A 16,719-nucleotide genomic window follows, 5' to 3' on the forward strand; every position below is an offset into this window, starting at 1 on the left:
TTTTATTTTCATACACTATTTTATCCCTTTATTGGATTGATTTCAACCCTATATTGAAAAAATATAACACTAATTATAATGTTCCGATAAAACGAAGGAATCCTTCTCTTCCGCTTTCTGTGCGCTTATAGACACCTGCATCTTCTAGAACCTGTGCGAATACTTTTCCTACCTCGTCCTGCAAAATTGCATCGATGTTGGATTCGTCTATCTTGTCGTATGAAGCCATAAATTCTTCTGCCCAATCAGCGTGCTTTGCCAGAACTTCATCTTCGCGAAGATTTTTTCCTGCAAGAATAGCCTCTTTGAGTGCTGACAGCTCGCCTTTTAGACGTGACGGCAGTACAGCAAGTCCCATAACTTCGATAAGACCGATATTTTCTCTCTTGATATGATGCAGCTTTTCGTGCGGATGATAAACGCCAAGCGGATGCTCTGGTGTTGTGATGTTGTTTCTAAGCACAAGATCAAGCTCGAAGATGCCGTCTTTCTTTCTTGCAATTGGCGTGATTGTGTTATGTGGCTCTCCATCTGTCTCAGCAAAGATAAAGCTTTCCTCGTCGGTGTAGCCTCTCCATGCCTTTAAGATATGATCAGCCAGATCAATCAGACGCTCTCTGTCGTTATGGCGAATACGGATAACTGACATAGGCCACTTAACAATACCTGCCTCTACATCCTCGTAGCCTGGGATTGTTACTGGTGTCTCAATTGGAGCCTTCGCCATTGCAAACTCGTAGTGACCGCCCTGGAAATGATCATGTGTCAGAATAGAACCGCCTACAATTGGAAGATCAGCATTTGATCCAAGGAAGTAATGCGGGAACTGGCCGACAAAATCAAACAGCTTTACAAATGTACTGCGGTCAATCTTCATCGGTGAATGCTCTCCGCAAAATACGATACAATGCTCATTATAGTACACATATGGAGAATACTGGAAGCCCCACTGAGACTGATTAATTGTAATCGGGATGATTCTGTGGTTCTGTCTTGCCGGATGGTTAACACGTCCTGCATAGCCTTCGTTCTGGATGCAAAGCAGACATTTTGGATAGCCGCTCTGCTTCTGTGTACGTGCTGCTGCAATCGCCTTTGGATCCTTCTCTGGCTTTGACAGATTGATTGTAATATCAAGATCGCCATATTCAGTGGCGGTCATCCACTTCATATCCTTGCATACACGATAGCGGCGTATATAATTTGAATCCTGACTAAGCTTGTAGAAATATTCGGTTGCCTTCTCTGGGCTTTCCTTATATTCCTTCCAAAATGCCTCTCTTACCTGTGACGGTCTTGGCATAAGCGCATTCATCAGCTTTGTGTCAAACAAATCACGGTACACTACGCTGTCCTGTGTCAGTCCACGACTGCATGCATCTGCAAGCAGCACATCTAAAATTTCCTCTAACGGTGCTGCTGTCGTTTCTGCCGGTTCCTCATAATCATCAAGCTGCATAATTTCAAGCAGCTGATTTGTTGTATAAATGCGCTCACACTCAGGTGTCAGTCCTGTATCAATTCCATACTGAACGAGTGCTGCGATTGCCTCATATACTGTCATCACTCTACCATGCCTTTCTAAAAAGTCTTTTTTCTAAGTTAAGTAATACTTACGAATTGCTCCGTTGCTTTTCACCCCTGGTATTACATCTTATGTGCGCCGTCACCTACGGTTACTACGTAGAAGTCTGCTGCATAGCCGATCTTATCCTTATATACATTTCCTACGTTCTCGATGAAGGCATCAATCTTGTCATCCTCTACGATACTTACTGTACAGCCGCCAAAGCCTGCTCCTGTCATTCTGGAACCAATTACACCTGGCTGCTCCCATGCAGTCTCAGCTAAGGTATCAAGCTCAATTCCTGTTACCTCGTAGTCATCACGCAGTGATACATGAGATTCGTTCATAAGCTTTCCAAACAGTGCGATATCGTTATTCTTAAGTGCCTCTACTGCACGAATAGTTCTCTGATTCTCATATACAGCATGCTTTGCTCTCTTTCTGTTTACCGGATCAGTGATTGTATCTGCAATGGCATCAAACTCTTCCTCTGTAAGCTCACCAAGGCTGTTGATTGGCTTTACTGCCTGAAGCTGTGCAAGTGCTGTCTCACACTGACTTCTTCTTTCATTATACTTGGAATCTGCAAGTCCTCTCTTCTTGTTGCTGCATGCAATTACAATCTTTGCACCTGTAAGCTCAAGCGGTGCATATGTGTAGGAAAGATCTGCTGTGTCAAGGAAGATTGCATGACCTGCTTTTCCCATTGCGATAGCAAACTGATCCATGATACCACAGTTTACACCGTTGAATTTGTTCTCTGAGAACTGGCAGATCTTGCTGACTTCAACCATATCAACATCAAATCCAAACTGATCATTTAAAATAACAGCTGTTGCAACTTCGATAGATGCTGAGGAGGAAAGACCGGAACCATTCGGAATATTTCCATAATATAAAATATCAAGACCACTATCAATGGTATAACCCTTCTGTGTATATGCCCACATAACACCCTTCGGGTAATTGCACCAGTTATCTGCCGGAACATTTGTAAACTCGTTTGCCGGTCCCTCTACTGCCAGCATTCCAAATCTGGTAAAGTTCAGGGAGTAAAAACGCATCTTGCCACAGTCGTTCTTTCTTGCCAGAGCGTATGTACCAATGCTGAGTGCGCATGGGAATACATGACCGCCGTTATAATCGGTATGCTCTCCAATCAGATTAACACGTCCTGGCGCAAAATAAAACTCAGGCTCTCTTCCTTCTCCAAAAATCTTTGCAAATTCTTCTCTCATTTTAGTCTGCATAATTGTAATCTCCTTATCTGCTTATATCCGCTTCACTATCAGGTATTTCCCTGATGCTGAATTAAGCATATCACGAAATATGTCTGCTGTAAATAAAATAACTTTGCAATTATTATAAATATATTGAGATTTGCCTTTTGTTTTCAAAAAAAGAACCCCGCCGAAACGGGATTCTCTTTTTTCGTCTTTTATCACAAACTAATTTGTAAATCAGTCTACTTTTTTTACATCAAATGATGATGCAACACACTCTCTTGCCTCTTCAAGTGTCTTAAAGCTGCCATCCTTTAACATTTGAACCATAAGATTGCCAAGTGCTGTGCCTTCTACTGGTCCTGCATAAACCTCTTTTCCTGTAAAGGTTTTGATTTTCTGATTTAAGAACATATCCTGGCAACCGCCGCCTACAACATGGATTCTTGAAAACTTGCGTCCAGACATTTCTTCAAGCTCTGCAACAGTATCCTTATAGCTTTGAGCAAGTGAATTGTAGATAACTACCATAACCTCACCCATAGACTGAGGAATCTTCTGGCCTGTTCTCTCACAGTAATAGCGTACTGCATCTGTCATGCTCTTTGGTGCAAGGAAGCTGCTGTCATTGCAATTTACGATTGACGGGAAGCCATCTGCCTCTTTTGCCATTGCAATCAGCTCTGGGAACGTGTAGGTCTTATTGTCCGTATTCATTTCCTTGCGGACATTCTGCAGCATCCACAGACCCATGATATTCTTTAAATAACGGAAACGATAATCATAACCACCTTCGTTTGTAAAGTTATACTTCATGCTCTTTAAGCTGCACTCTGCATACTTTCTCTCAATTCCCATAAGTGACCATGTACCTGAGCTTAAATAGATAAAGTCATCATCGTTTGCCGGAACTGCCAAAACAGCGGAGCCTGTATCGTGTGTTGCCGGAAGAATTACTTCTGTCTGGCATCCGCACTTTTTTGCAATCTCTGGCTTTAACATACCAACGCTTGTCTTTGGCATATGAAGCTTTCCAAAGATCTTAGACGGAATGCCGATTCTGTCAAGCAGCTCGTAGTCCCAATCCTTTGTAACGGCATTTACAAGCTGTCCTGTCGTTGCATTGGTGTACTCGTTCATCATCACTCCGGTAAGCAGATAGTTAAAATACTCTGGAACCATCAGATAATGCTCTGCATTCTTAATATACTCTGGATGCTCATTCTTGATTGCAAGAAGCTGATAGATAGAATTATACAGCTGCTTCTGGATTCCTGTGCGCTCATACAGCTCCTCTGGGGAGATCATTGTCTCTAAGAGTTTGTCCATATCATCTGTACGGCTGTCACGGTATGCAATTGTATCTCCAAGAATCTGATTATTCTTATCAAGAAGAACAAAGTCAACACCCCATGTATCAATACCCATAGATGATGGTGCCTTGCCTGCCTTTGCACAGGCTGCAATTCCGTTTACAATTTCCTCAAACAGTCTGTCTAACTCCCAACACAGATGACCATCTCTTGTTACATTTCCATTTGTAAAACGATACATTTCCTCAAGAACGATCTTTTCATCCTCAAGATGTGCTAAAATATGTCTTCCACTTGATGCACCGATATCAACTGCTAAATAATATTTCATTATTCACATCTCCTTTTTATATTTATTCAAAGCTTGCTGCAATGTTGCTTTGTGCCTTCGGACGGCGTCCTCTGCGCGCTGGCTTTTTTGGTTCCGTTGCTTCCTCAGCTGGCTTCTCCTGCACTGGCTTTTCCTTTGCTGGCTTCTCCTTTGCCGTTTTTTCCTTTACTGGCTTTTCCTCAGCTGGCGCTGCCTCTTTTTTAGCTCTTGTACTTCTTGTAATTGGCTTTCTGGCTGGCTTTGCCGGCTTTTCTTCTGCTGGCTTTTCTTCTAGCTTTTCTTCTGCTGCTAAAGCTTCTTTTTCTGTTTTCTTCTTTGAAGTTTTAGCTGTTCTTGTCTTCTTTGGCTTTACTTCATTTTCTGATGCTTCTTCCTGCTTTGGTGCTTTTTTCGTTTTTGCAGGTGCCTTTTTCTTTACCGGCTTTGTCTTAGTTTCTTCTTCTACATGATGAATGGTCATTCCGCTTTCCACTACAGTAATAGTTGAAGCTGACACTGCCGCAGCAATCTTCTTTTGAAGATCTTCCTCGCTGCTATCCTTATACTGCGCATCTGCCTTTTCAAGCTCCTTTCTGACAGAATCTGGAAGCTGTGCAGGTGGCATTACAGAAATTGGCTTATGCTGCTGAACTGGATAAATTATTGTATCAGATGCAAAATTTTCTGGTTCTTTGTTTTCTTTTTGCTGTTCTGGTTCATGTACTGGTTCTTCTGCAGATTCTTTCTCTGCAGATTTTTCCTGTACTGGCTCTTCTGCAGACTTTTCCTGTACCAGTTCTGTCTCCTGTACTAATTCTTTTGCAGGCTCTTCCTGTACTGACTCTGTTTCCTGTACTGGTTCTTCTTCTGTAGGTTCTTCCTGTACTTCTTCCTCTACAGGTGCTTCTTCTATTTCTTGTTCAGCCACTTCATCTGTTTCTTCTGGCTCTTCTTCCTGCATCATTTCTTCTGCTTCACTGCTTTCTTTGTCATTAACAGCCTCTGCTTCATTTACAGCTTCTTTTACAACTTCTTTTGTTTCTGGTGCAGAGTCTTCTTCTGACTTTTCTAAGTCACTGTCACCCTGAGCCTCAAGCTCTTCGCTCATTGCTGCGAGTTCTTCTTCCATTGCACGTGCACGCTCTTTTGCAGTTGCATTTTTAAAGCGGTTCTGTCTTGCATTGCCATCTGCGATTGTCGCAAAGCAGTATACATATCCGTCAAAGCGGAATGTTCTCTTCCAAAAATCTACTACGTGCTTAAATCCGTTGTCTTTACTGATAATATAGAAATAGGAATCTTTTGCCTCATGAATCAGATAGCCCAGATACGTGGATAGCTGAAAATCAAGTGCATTTTTTCCACCGCACAGAATTTTGTACTTTGATACCTGTGCCTTTGAATTAAAAATCATATCCATTGCTTCAAAAGTAATGGTGTCTGCATTGTGACTATAAAAGATCACAACGCGGTCTTCTTCGCTAAGCTGCGCAATTCCTTTAATACCTTCTGATTTGACATTTTCATAGTCAATAAGATATGTTGCCATAAAAGGTTTCTCCTTTAGCATTTATAGAGTCCGTGGTTAACCACTTCTTTCATCATATCATACAAAGAAGTCGCTTTGCAATAACATTTTTCCTATATATAGCGCAATTTTTACTTTTTTCTAAAAAGGGAAAATAATCTTCTATAAAAATAGTAAATATAATTTCATTTTCTTCTAAAAAAAGAGAACACATTTCTGTGCTCTCTTTTCTCTTATTTCTGTGGTTTATAGTATAATGTTCTCATTGCATTTAAGATGGCTATAACTGCAACACCTACATCAGCAAATACGGCTGCCCACATATTTGCAAATCCTGCTGCTACAAGTGCAAGAATAATAACTTTGACTGCAATTGCAAATACAATGTTCTGGTTGCAGATCTGAACTGTTCTTCTTCCTATCTGAATTACATCGGCAAGCTTTGACGGCTGATCTTCCATGATTACAATATCTGCCGCCTCGACTGCTGCATCAGATCCAAGTCCGCCCATGGCTATTCCAACGTCAGCTCTTGCAAGAACTGGTGCATCGTTGATGCCGTCTCCTACGAAGCAAACCATTCTGCCTTTTGTCTTTTTATTGCAGTAATCATTGACATAGCTTACCTTATCTGCCGGAAGCAGATCGGTGTGCACTTCATCAAGATCAAGCAGCTTTGCTGTATACTCACCTATGGCTTTTCTGTCTCCTGTCAGCATAACTGTTTTCTTTACGCCGACATGATGCAGGCGGCTGATTGCCTCTTTTGCATCCTCTTTTACTTCATCGGAAATTAAAAGATAGCCGCTGTATACGCCGTCTACTGCTGTATATACAACAGTTGCCGCTTCCTCTGGTATCGGAACTGTCAAGCCAAGCTCTGCCATAAGGCTCTGATTTCCAGCATGGATTACATGACCACCGGCAGTTACCTTTAAGCCTTTTCCTGCAATCTCCTGTGCATCCTCTACCTTTGCCAGCTCTTTGCCATTTTTTTCCTTCCATGCAGATAATACAGACAATGCGATTGGATGACTGGAATACTGCTCTGCTGTAGCTGTGTTTAAAAGAAGTGATGACTCGCTGCTTCCCTCTACCGGGGCAAGCTTTGTCACACGAAATGTTCCCTTTGTCAGCGTACCTGTCTTATCAAATACCATAGTTTCTGCTTTTGATACAGCCTCTAGGTAATTGCTTCCCTTTACTAACACACCATTCTTACTTGCACAGCCAATGCCTCCAAAGAAGCTAAGCGGTACTGAGATAACAAGTGCACATGGACAGGAACAAACTAAGAATGACAATGCACGATAAATCCACTCTGCAAACGGATGACCTGGCAGGAAAATCGGAACGATCAAACCAATAAATGCTGCCAGACCGACAACAATCGGCGTATAATATCGTGCAAACTTGGTGATAAAGTTTTCTACCTTTGCTTTCTGGCTGCTTGCATTTTCAACAAGATCAAGGATTCTTGCTACAGTTGACTCGCCGTATTCCTTTGTGGTGCGAATCTTTAAGATATTCGTCAGATTGATACAGCCGCTGATGATCTCATCGCCAACAGATACCTTTCTTGGAACGGCTTCTCCTGTAAGAGCCTTTGTATCCTCCATGCTGCTTCCCTCTAACACAATACCATCAAGAGGAATGCGCTCACCTGGCTTTACAATGATCGTCTCGCCTACTGCAACTTCGTCTGGAAATACCTCTTCCTCAACGCCATCACGAAGAACAACTGCACTGTCAGGTCTGATATCCATTAATGATGCAACTGATTTTCTGGACTGATTTACAGCGTATGACTGGAACAACTCTCCTACCTGATAAAACAGCATAACGGCTATTCCTTCTGTATACTCCTGCAGCGCAAATGCACCAATTGTTGCAATTGCCATCAGAAAGTTTTCATCAAACACCTGACCCTTTGTGATATTCTTTCCTGCCTTCACTAGCACATCATAGCCAACAATCAAATAGCCAGGAATGAAAAATATAAGCTTATAAAGCTCTGGAATCGGAAGAATGACTCCGACAATCAACAGCACAAAGGCTGCCACAATCTTGTAAAACTGCTTTTTTTGCTTTTTTGTCATCTTCTTTAACATAACTAAACCACTTCTTTCACTTTTTGTGTGCTTACAGAACTACTCTGCAGTCTGGCTCTACCTTTGCAATGCACTTTACTGCTGCCTTCAGTACTTCATCAAACTGGCTGTCCTCAGCATCTAAAATCATCTTCTGTGTCATGAAGTTTACAGAAACTCTCTTTACACCAGGAAGCTTCTTGATTGCCTCCTCCATCTTTGCAGCGCAGTTTGCGCAGTCTAAATCCTCTAACTCAAATGTCTTTCTCATAATGTTTGCCATCCTTTCTTTTTTGTTTTGGCGTATTGTTTCGCTCTCTTTCAATTAAACAATTGTTTAATCGTTGATTTAACTATACCTTTTTTTGCGCCATATGTCAAGGGCTATTATTGAAATTTTTTCGCAATTATATCGCAAGAGCCCTTCGGTGTAATGGTTTCGTCGCCGGACCAAACTCCGCAGGCTCCTATTATGTTCTTTCTTATTATACATTATTTTGAAAGGCCTGCTCCAAGTGTCCGGCTCGTGAAATCCATTCACCTTCGGGCTTTGGCATATTGTAAACATATATCAAGTGAAACCATTACACCTTAGGGCTAATTTAAGCAAAGTAAACTCTAACACGTTTATTTGTATATTTTCATAATCTGATAAAAAGGGGTAAAAGAGGAGCTATGCGGATGGAGAAAAGGGCTGCTATTTACTGCCGTCTTTCCCGCGAGGATGACAATCTGGCTTGTGATGAGGTAAGCGAAAGCATTCAAAATCAGCAGAAGCTGCTTTGCGAATATGCGAAGAAAAATGGATTCTCTGTCTATTGTATGTATGTGGATGAAAATTATTCTGGACTTGATAATACACGTCCTGCTTTTTGCCGCATGATTGAGGATGCACGCTGTGGACGTTTTGACACGATTCTTTGCAAAAACCAGTCACGTTTTACTAGGGATATGGAGACGGCTCAGTATTATTTAAATGAATTGTTTCCTCTTTGGCATGTCCGTCTGATTGGAATTTGTGATGGTGTTGATACAAATGACATGAAAAATTTGCGGCTTCGCCAGATAAATGGGCTGATTAATGAATGGTACAGTGAGGATCTTTCCGATAATATTCGCCAGATTCTTCGCGATAAGATGATGCGTGGCCAGTTTATTGGCTCATTTGCTTGTTATGGATATACAAAGGACCCTGCCCATTTGCACAGCTTAATTCCTGATCCGCCTGCTGCCGCCGTTGTACGGGAAATTTATCAGCTTTATCTTGATGGATTTAGTCTTTCTAAAATCGCTTCTTTGCTCACTAAAAAGCAGGTTATGCCGCCATGCTTTTATAAGATCCAACATGGCATTTTATTTCAGACGCCTTTTTCTAAAAATAAAATCACAGATGAAGCTGACAGCAAAATTCCAAAATGGTCTGCCTCAAGTGTGCGCCATATTCTAACTAATCCCGTCTATACTGGTACTCTTATTCAGGGAACTACAAAAAAGGAAAGTGCTAAGAGCAAAAAACGCATTAAGCTGTCAAGCACTGAATGGATCATTTATCCTAATGCTCATCCTGCTTTGATCAGTGAAGATATATTCTGCGAGGTTTCCTCATTATTACAGAAACGGCGAAAGAAAAATAAAAAAGTGTAACTCCTTGAGACTATGACGCATAAGATACACTGTAAATGATTTTGGAGGTATCTCCTATGAGTGATTTGGCAGCAACAAACTGCGGCGGATGCACACAGACAACTACTTCTGGCGGATGCAATTGCATGTGGATCATCCTTATCCTGTTATTCTGTGGTGGATGGAATAACAATGACGGCTGCGGATGCGGCGGCGGCAATGGCTTCTTTAACAATGGAAACGGCTGTGGCTGTGATGCCCTGATCTGGATCCTGTTACTTAGCTGCTGTGGATGCGGCTTCTGATTATCATACCACTGACATGAAAAAAGCCCCGGGCTCTGCCCGGGGCTTTCTAATGATACCAGATTGCTACGTGCTTTGCACTCCCGCAATCTTCAAAAACATTCGTAATCCGCTCATTTTTTCTTCAAAAAATGGCTACTTACTCATGTTTTTGGCGAGTCAAGAGATCAAAAATCCTCTTGCAAGCGAGCTTGCATCGGATTTCTGACCTTTTGACCCTGGTATCATATTATCCAATTACATCGCGCATGGTATATACACCTGGCTCTTTTCCCTGCAGAAACTTTGCTGCCTGGACAGCGCCCTTTGCAAATACACCTCTGGAGAATGCCTGATGGTTCAGTTCGATTACCTCGTCCTCTCCTGCGTAAATTACATCATGTACGCCTACGATGGTTCCACCTCTGACTGCTGAGAATCCGATCTCCTTTGGATCTCTCTTCTCGCGTCTTTCACTGCGGTCAAATACAAAATGATATTCACCATTTAATGATTTGTTTGCTGCGTTTCCGAGCATGATTGCTGTACCACTTGGTGCATCAAGCTTGCGTCTGTGATGGCGCTCTACGATCTCGATATCAAATCCAGCGTCTGCAAGTACAGGCGTAATAAGCTCTACGATCTTTGCAAGTGTATTGATTCCAAGAGACATGTTGTAGGACTGTACAATCGGAATTGTTTTTCCTGCCTCCTGCACATGAGCAAGCTGCTCATCGGAAAGTCCTGTTGTTGCAAGAACTAGTGCAAGTCCTTTTTGTGCACACTGATCTAATACCATATCTGTAATTTTTGAAACGGTAAAATCAATCAGTGCATCAGCCTCTACATCACACGCCTTGATAGATTCAAATACAGGAAATGGTGTATCGACTGCCTGCGTGATATCAATTCCAGCCACAACCTGTGCCTGCTCATCCTGTGCAATGATATTAGCTAACATCTTGCCCATTGCACCATTGCATCCGTTTAAAATAATACGTACCATCGTTTGTTCCTCCGTCTTAAGGTCAGTTTCATATCAGTTTTAAATCAGCTTCATTGCCGCTAATTCTTTACGAAGCAGTTCCTTATGCTGCGGCTCCATCTCGCACAGAGGAGAACGTACTGCACCTGCATTCCATCCCATCATATTCAGTGCTTCCTTTACCGGAATAGGATTTACTTCACAGAAAAGTGCCTTATTTAAGTTCATAACAGACAGCTGAAGCTGACGGCTTAACTTTACATCACCGTTTAGGTAGCTCATAACCATATCATGTGTCAGCTTAGGCATTACATTTGATAAAACGGAGATAACACCCACACCGCCAAGTGACAGAAGCGGAACAACCTGATCATCATTTCCAGAGTAGATATCGATGCAGCCGTCTGCAAGTGCGGCAAGCTCTGCTACCTGAGAGATATTTCCGCTTGCTTCTTTGACTGCTACAATATTCTTTACATTCTTTGCCAGTGTAACAGCAGTCTGCGGCAAAATGTTAACACCTGTACGTGACGGCACGTTGTACAGAATGATTGGCAGATCTACGCTGTTTGCAATTGCAGTATAATGCTGAATCAGACCCTTCTGTGTTGCCTTGTTATAATATGGTGTTACAAGAAGCAGCGCATCTGCACCATTATTCTGTGCATGTGTGGACAAACGAATTGCCTCTGCTGTGGAGTTTGATCCTGTACCTGCAATAACAGGAACTCTGCCTGCTGTATGTTCAACAGCAAACTTGATACATTCATCATGCTCTTCATGAGTCAATGTGGAAGATTCACCTGTTGTTCCGCAGATGATGATCGCATCTGTTCCTCCGGCAATCTGGAAATCAATCATTTTTCCCAGTTCTTCAAAATTAACCTTGTCATCCTGTGTAAATGGAGTGACAATTGCAACTCCTGCTCCCTTAAATATTGGCATAATAATACCATCCTTTCTTGATTCAGGTAATACTCTATTCAAATGCAGCCACCAGAGTGTCTTGGGATTTCTCCAAAGAAAAAGCCGGTCACATGCGGCCGGCTCATAAGGTTTTCTTTTTCTATTTCCCTTAGTAGCTCCCCATCTGTGAACAGATGACAGTCATATACCTATTCGATATATGCCCAAGAACAGCCTTTGCACAGCCATTCTTTCGGCGCCAATGCCTTTTAGCTAACTTCCCTTGCTCTTGCCTGCATCCATCAGCCTACTCATCAGTAGCGCAACCTCTACCTTTTGTATGAATTTTCTTTAGTGTACATCAATTTTACAGTGCTGTCAACCCTTCTGTTCGACATATTCTAATTTACTTACGGAAACTTCATATGCAATTCGTTTCTCACTCTCAGTCTCGCTTATCTTTTTCATATACTCTCTGCTCTGAACACGGCCCCACACGCGAAGTCTGGTGCCAACCTCAAAAGTGGACACATAGCGGGCGTTTCGTCCCCATGCAATACAGGGAATATAATCACTCTTGCTGTAAGGGCGGTTGACTGCTACCAGAAGATCTGCGATCTCACGTCCAAGCGGTGTCTTTCTATACACCGGCGGTTTACAGATGTACCCGTCAAGCATGATCTGATTTGTCTTCGTATAATCTGTAAATGCCTCCATGAAATGATATTCTCTGACAAACACAGAGAGCACAAGACGATTTCTCGTCCCCTCATGACGATTATAAGAACGAAACTGTCCGATTGCTTCCATTGTGCGTCCTCTGTAATCCTGATTGATATCGATAAGACGCTCTGAAATCATCACAGGGATCGTATCAGACTGATCGCTTAAGCGATTTACTGACAGCTCCATTATGTAAAAGCTCTCCCCAAAGACCTCATGGCTAAACTCAAACCCTGACACGACAACTCCAATGACACTGACTCTGTTATTTTCTGCGTTTCTTTCTGGCATTTTTGATTCCTCCTGCTTTTTATTCGCAGCTGCTGGTACCATAGCGGCTGCTGCATGTACTAGTTATTCTGCTAACTGGTTGTATATAACTTTTTTTGCAGCTAGTTATTTATATGTCTCAACACACGTACATTATAACGAAGTTATTTTCAAAACGCACGGAAAATGCTTCGCAGGATTCGCGGTCTGACCACTATTATTCGACAAAAAGCAGGCTTTTTTTCATCTTTTCTTTCCCAATTTTTCGGGTATTTTTCCTTTTTTCGACATATCTTTTGTTGTTACGATGAAAATAGATATGCCTAATGAAAGACATTTGTGATGAAGAACGCGAAAAGACGGGCTGATCGACTCAGTCCGCCTTTTTTCGCTTTTGTTTTTTTATTCATAACTATTCAGAACCCTATTCGCAAAATCGCATCTTCGATGCTTCCATTTTGCTCATATGGTTACCTCGCCATATAAAATTGCTATTCTGTCTGAATGCAAGCATTCACAGAAAGCAATTTTGCATGGCTCTGAATAGTTACAATTATTCTTTGTGATTAATGTAGTTAATCAAGCCGCCCTCACTGATGATTTTCTGCATGAATGGCGGGAATGCCTGTCCCTGAAAGGTTTCTCCTGTCGTCTGGTCTGTAATGACACCAGTATTAAAATCAATATCTACCTGATCTCCTGCCTTAATCTTTTTGCTTGCCTCTGGACATTCAATGATCGGAAGACCAATATTGATTGCGTTGCGATAGAAAATTCTTGCGAAGGTCTCTGCTATTACACAGCTTACACCTGCTGCCTTGATTGCAATCGGTGCATGCTCTCTTGAGGAGCCGCATCCAAAGTTTTTATCCGCAACGATGATGTCACCCTTCTTTACATTTGAAACGAAATCCTTATCGATATCCTCCATGCAGTGCTTTGCCAGCTCTGCTGGATCTGATGAATTTAAGTAACGTGCCGGAATGATTACATCCGTATCCACGTTGTCGCCATATTTAAATACACATCCATTTGCTTTCATATCTTCTTTACCATACCTTTCTGAATCGCCTGACCAGCTGTTTTTATGTCACAGTCTGCGAGACTTCTTTATAAAACGTCCTTTGGTCCGGAGATTTTTCCGGTTACAGCACTTGCTGCTGCAACATATGGACTTGCCAGATATACTTCACTTGTTACATCGCCCATACGTCCTACAAAGTTACGGTTTGTGGTAGAAACGCATCTTTCATGCGCAGCCAAAATACCCATGTATCCGCCAAGACATGGTCCACAGGTCGGTGTGCTGACAACAGCTCCTGCCTGAATGAAGGTTTGAACAAGTCCTTCCTCGATTGCCTGAAGATAGATTGCCTGTGTTGCCGGAATTACGATGCAGCGAAGGCCTTTCTTTACCTTTCTGCCCTTTAAAATCTCTGCTGCTGCACGCAGATCTTCGATACGTCCATTTGTACATGAACCGATTACAACCTGATCAATTGCGATGTCGCCTACCTCATCGATAGTATGAGTGTTCTCTGGCAGATGTGGGAAGGATACTGTTGGCTTTAAGCTGCTAAGATCAATAGTATATGTTGCCGTATACTCAGCATCCTCGTCTGCCTCGTAAACCTTATATTCCTTTGTGGAATGCTCCTTCATATAGGCGATGGTCTTCTCGTCTACAGGGAAGATACCATTCTTTCCGCCTGCCTCAATTGCCATATTTGCAATACAAAGACGATCATCCATTGAAAGATAAGAAATACCATCTCCTGTAAATTCCATAGACTGATACAGTGCTCCGTCAACACCGATCATTCCAATAATATGTAAGATAACATCCTTTCCAGTTACATACTCAGCCGGCTTTCCAGTAAGCACAAATTTGATTGCGGACGGTACCTTAAACCATGCCTTTCCTGTTGCCATACCTGCTGCCATATCTGTACTTCCCACACCAGTGGAGAATGCGCCAAGCGCACCATATGTACATGTATGTGAATCAGCACCAATTACAACGTCTCCTGCAACTACAAGTCCTTTTTCCGGAAGAAGTGCATGTTCAATTCCCATCTCTCCTACATCAAAGAAATTTGTGATTTCGTTGCAGCCTGCAAATTCTCTTACACACTTACAATGCTCGGCAGACTTGATATCCTTATTCGGAACAAAATGATCGAGTACTAGTGCAATCTTGTCCTTATCAAATACTCCCTTTTTATCAAAGCGCTCCATCTCGTGGATCGCTACCGGAGAGGTAATGTCATTGCCTAAAACAAGGCTCAGATCTGCCTCAATCAGCTGTCCGGCCTTTACCTCTGACAGCCCTGCTGCTGCAGCCAGAATTTTTTGCGTCATCGTCATACCCATAATCGAGTCCTCCTGCTTGTAAATACCTGCTTTTGCTGTGCCAAACTGCACACAAAATTTCAAAATCAGGCAGCTGCATGCGCAACTGCCTAATTTCCTGCATTATTTTTATTTTACTGGATAATAAAAAGTTCGTCAATGATTTTTCTTTTTCTTTTATATGTGTATATTTATTCGGGTTACTGTTCACGGATAAGCCAATATTGCGGCAAAGCCCGAAGGTGAATGTATTTCACGAGCCGGACACTTGGAGCAGGTCTTTCAAAGTAATGTATGATAAGAAAGAACATAAAAGGAACCTGCGGAGTTTGGTCCGGCGACGAAAACATTACACCGAAGGGCTTTCGTAGCATGACGTGTGAACTGTAACTAATCACATCTCATACCCAGAAATAGCATCTAAGACCGCGTCTAAACTTTCTTTGCTGACTGTGTTGACCTGATCTGAGTCGTCCATGGAGACGTAGTAATATGCATCGTCTTCTGTTGTGGCTCCTATTGTCAGCTTTAAGGTGGTTTCTTCTTCGCCTGACTGGTATGTTATTGTAAGAACTGCTGCATCGTCTGTTAAGCCATAGGATTCTTTTTCTTCTTCGTCTGCGTAATAATCTGCGCAGTCGTTGAAGGTAAGACCTACCATGTTGACTAACAAATCATGAATATCGTCACTTTCGTCAACGCGCTGTGTCTTATTATCCTGTGTGAATACCCAGTGTGTTACATCAACCATTTCTACGGTTGATTCCTCTTCTGTTGTTAATCCTTCTTCTGTAGAATCTGATACAGCTTTCGTTGTCTCTTCTTCTGATACTTCACTTCCCGTTTCTGCTTCCTCGGATGCGTTTTCGGTCGTCTCTTCCTCGGTTGCCGGTTCTTGTGTAACTTCCTTTTCCATATCAATTGTAGTGCCGTCTTTTACCAGCTGTACATCTGTGATGGATGTGCTGGTGATGGTTGGGAAGCTTTCCTTTTCCTGCAGCGCTGAAATATCGTTGCTGATATCTGAGACATAGCTTGATGCTATTGTATAAATATCATCTGAGCCTTCTACTTTTGCATAATAGTCTGAATTATAGCTATTAAGGTTTCCAATCTGGATCGTTACCTCTGTGTCATCAGATCCCTTTGCTGTGATCGTGCAGCTTGGATTGTCCAGACCATACACTGACAAGTCATCCTGTACTTCCTCTAGCTTACGCTCTGCAGTAAATGATTTTAAATCACTTGAAATGGAAGTCAAATAACTTTGTGTGACAGGAAAGTGCTCGTCGCTGTCATAGCTCCAAGTCTCGTTCTCAGTGTCATAGCTGAATGCGAATGTTCCGTAGCTGTTTGTGTAGCTGATTGAAACAGGCTCTTCCATCTGGCTTAAATAAAAGGTGTTTGCCTCTTTTTCTGCCTTTGACTGCTCGGCTTTTTTTTCTTCATTATGCTGATTGATCAATACTATTGTGCCGTATGCGCCGCCAAGGACGGCAAGCGCACCGACTAAACCAAGTAGTTTTTTTGTATTCTTTGTCATAT

The 16,719-nt window shown here is 42.2% G+C and carries 14 protein-coding genes and 1 riboswitch; of the genes, 2 read left to right on the forward strand and 12 right to left on the reverse strand.

Annotated elements, in window-relative coordinates:
- Window positions 1–73 precede the first annotated feature (73 nt).
- From galT to WJP93_RS10785, 6 genes are all read right to left on the reverse strand, one after another.
- Complete coding sequence (gene galT / locus WJP93_RS10760) at window positions 74–1,564, reverse strand: UDP-glucose--hexose-1-phosphate uridylyltransferase (protein ID WP_262536224.1); 1,491 nt, start codon at window positions 1,562–1,564, stop codon at window positions 74–76.
- Between the two features lie 83 nt (window positions 1,565–1,647).
- Entirely contained in the window at window positions 1,648–2,817 is a 1,170-nt protein-coding gene (locus WJP93_RS10765; RefSeq protein ID WP_118612481.1) for a galactokinase, read from the reverse strand.
- A gap of 210 nt (window positions 2,818–3,027) precedes the next feature.
- On the reverse strand, window positions 3,028–4,437 hold the full coding sequence (rhaB, locus tag WJP93_RS10770) for a rhamnulokinase (RefSeq protein ID WP_337548290.1): 1,410 nt from the start codon (window positions 4,435–4,437) through the stop codon (window positions 3,028–3,030).
- A 19-nt stretch (window positions 4,438–4,456) separates the two neighbouring features.
- Complete coding sequence (locus WJP93_RS10775; RefSeq protein ID WP_337548275.1) at window positions 4,457–5,962, reverse strand: PIN domain-containing protein; 1,506 nt, start codon at window positions 5,960–5,962, stop codon at window positions 4,457–4,459.
- A 212-nt stretch (window positions 5,963–6,174) separates the two neighbouring features.
- Window positions 6,175–8,040 (reverse strand): heavy metal translocating P-type ATPase, encoded by a 1,866-nt coding sequence (locus WJP93_RS10780; protein ID WP_337548292.1) that lies wholly within the window; start codon window positions 8,038–8,040, stop codon window positions 6,175–6,177.
- Between the two features lie 43 nt (window positions 8,041–8,083).
- A complete protein-coding gene (locus tag WJP93_RS10785) occupies window positions 8,084–8,302 on the reverse strand; it encodes a cation transporter (RefSeq protein ID WP_118612483.1) in 219 nt (72 codons plus the stop codon).
- Window positions 8,303–8,712: 410 nt separating this feature from the next.
- Between WJP93_RS10785 and WJP93_RS10790 the strand changes: the two genes are divergently transcribed.
- Both WJP93_RS10790 and WJP93_RS10795 read left to right on the forward strand, forming a co-directional pair.
- A complete protein-coding gene (locus WJP93_RS10790; protein ID WP_337548276.1) occupies window positions 8,713–9,675 on the forward strand; it encodes a recombinase family protein in 963 nt (320 codons plus the stop codon).
- A gap of 56 nt (window positions 9,676–9,731) precedes the next feature.
- The gene (locus tag WJP93_RS10795; protein ID WP_118612485.1) at window positions 9,732–9,959 is read left to right on the forward strand and encodes a chorion class high-cysteine HCB protein 13; all 228 of its coding nucleotides are present in this window, start codon (window positions 9,732–9,734) and stop codon (window positions 9,957–9,959) included.
- Window positions 9,960–10,188: 229 nt separating this feature from the next.
- On the opposite strand, the gene dapB is transcribed toward WJP93_RS10795, so the two are convergent.
- The 6 genes from dapB to WJP93_RS10825 form a co-directional block, all read right to left on the reverse strand.
- Window positions 10,189–10,944 (reverse strand): 4-hydroxy-tetrahydrodipicolinate reductase, encoded by a 756-nt coding sequence (gene dapB / locus WJP93_RS10800; protein ID WP_337548277.1) that lies wholly within the window; start codon window positions 10,942–10,944, stop codon window positions 10,189–10,191.
- Between the two features lie 39 nt (window positions 10,945–10,983).
- Window positions 10,984–11,868, reverse strand: coding sequence for a 4-hydroxy-tetrahydrodipicolinate synthase (dapA, locus tag WJP93_RS10805; protein ID WP_337548279.1), 885 nt, complete (start codon window positions 11,866–11,868; stop codon window positions 10,984–10,986).
- Window positions 11,869–11,994: 126 nt separating this feature from the next.
- Window positions 11,995–12,169: riboswitch (Lysine riboswitch) on the reverse strand.
- Between the two features lie 38 nt (window positions 12,170–12,207).
- Window positions 12,208–12,843, reverse strand: coding sequence for a single-stranded DNA-binding protein (locus tag WJP93_RS10810; protein WP_066563939.1), 636 nt, complete (start codon window positions 12,841–12,843; stop codon window positions 12,208–12,210).
- Window positions 12,844–13,375: 532 nt separating this feature from the next.
- On the reverse strand, window positions 13,376–13,864 hold the full coding sequence (leuD, locus tag WJP93_RS10815; RefSeq protein ID WP_066563937.1) for a 3-isopropylmalate dehydratase small subunit: 489 nt from the start codon (window positions 13,862–13,864) through the stop codon (window positions 13,376–13,378).
- Between the two features lie 68 nt (window positions 13,865–13,932).
- Entirely contained in the window at window positions 13,933–15,195 is a 1,263-nt protein-coding gene (gene leuC / locus WJP93_RS10820) for a 3-isopropylmalate dehydratase large subunit (protein WP_066563936.1), read from the reverse strand.
- Window positions 15,196–15,568: 373 nt separating this feature from the next.
- Complete coding sequence (locus WJP93_RS10825) at window positions 15,569–16,717, reverse strand: DUF4340 domain-containing protein (protein ID WP_262536171.1); 1,149 nt, start codon at window positions 16,715–16,717, stop codon at window positions 15,569–15,571.
- Window positions 16,718–16,719 lie beyond the last annotated feature (2 nt).

It is taken from the genome of Anthropogastromicrobium sp. (assembly GCF_037349415.1).
Taxonomy (GTDB): domain Bacteria; phylum Bacillota; class Clostridia; order Lachnospirales; family Lachnospiraceae; genus Anthropogastromicrobium; species Anthropogastromicrobium aceti.

What these genes read in the sequence shown, in the direction of transcription:
- galT (WP_262536224.1), bottom strand. Translation starts at nt 1,564, where the DNA reads ATGACAGTATATGAGGCAATCGCAGCACTCGTTCAGTATGGAATTGAT.
- WJP93_RS10765 (WP_118612481.1), bottom strand. Translation starts at nt 2,817, where the DNA reads ATGCAGACTAAAATGAGAGAAGAATTTGCAAAGATTTTTGGAGAAGGA.
- WJP93_RS10775 (WP_337548275.1), bottom strand. Translation starts at nt 5,962, where the DNA reads ATGGCAACATATCTTATTGACTATGAAAATGTCAAATCAGAAGGTATT.
- WJP93_RS10780 (WP_337548292.1), bottom strand. Translation starts at nt 8,040, where the DNA reads ATGACAAAAAAGCAAAAAAAGCAGTTTTACAAGATTGTGGCAGCCTTT.
- WJP93_RS10785 (WP_118612483.1), bottom strand. Translation starts at nt 8,302, where the DNA reads ATGAGAAAGACATTTGAGTTAGAGGATTTAGACTGCGCAAACTGCGCT.
- WJP93_RS10790 (WP_337548276.1), top strand. Translation starts at nt 8,713, where the DNA reads ATGGAGAAAAGGGCTGCTATTTACTGCCGTCTTTCCCGCGAGGATGAC.
- WJP93_RS10795 (WP_118612485.1), top strand. Translation starts at nt 9,732, where the DNA reads ATGAGTGATTTGGCAGCAACAAACTGCGGCGGATGCACACAGACAACT.
- dapB (WP_337548277.1), bottom strand. Translation starts at nt 10,944, where the DNA reads ATGGTACGTATTATTTTAAACGGATGCAATGGTGCAATGGGCAAGATG.
- dapA (WP_337548279.1), bottom strand. Translation starts at nt 11,868, where the DNA reads ATGCCAATATTTAAGGGAGCAGGAGTTGCAATTGTCACTCCATTTACA.
- WJP93_RS10810 (WP_066563939.1), bottom strand. Translation starts at nt 12,843, where the DNA reads ATGCCAGAAAGAAACGCAGAAAATAACAGAGTCAGTGTCATTGGAGTT.
- leuD (WP_066563937.1), bottom strand. Translation starts at nt 13,864, where the DNA reads ATGAAAGCAAATGGATGTGTATTTAAATATGGCGACAACGTGGATACG.
- leuC (WP_066563936.1), bottom strand. Translation starts at nt 15,195, where the DNA reads ATGGGTATGACGATGACGCAAAAAATTCTGGCTGCAGCAGCAGGGCTG.
- WJP93_RS10825 (WP_262536171.1), bottom strand. Translation starts at nt 16,717, where the DNA reads ATGACAAAGAATACAAAAAAACTACTTGGTTTAGTCGGTGCGCTTGCC.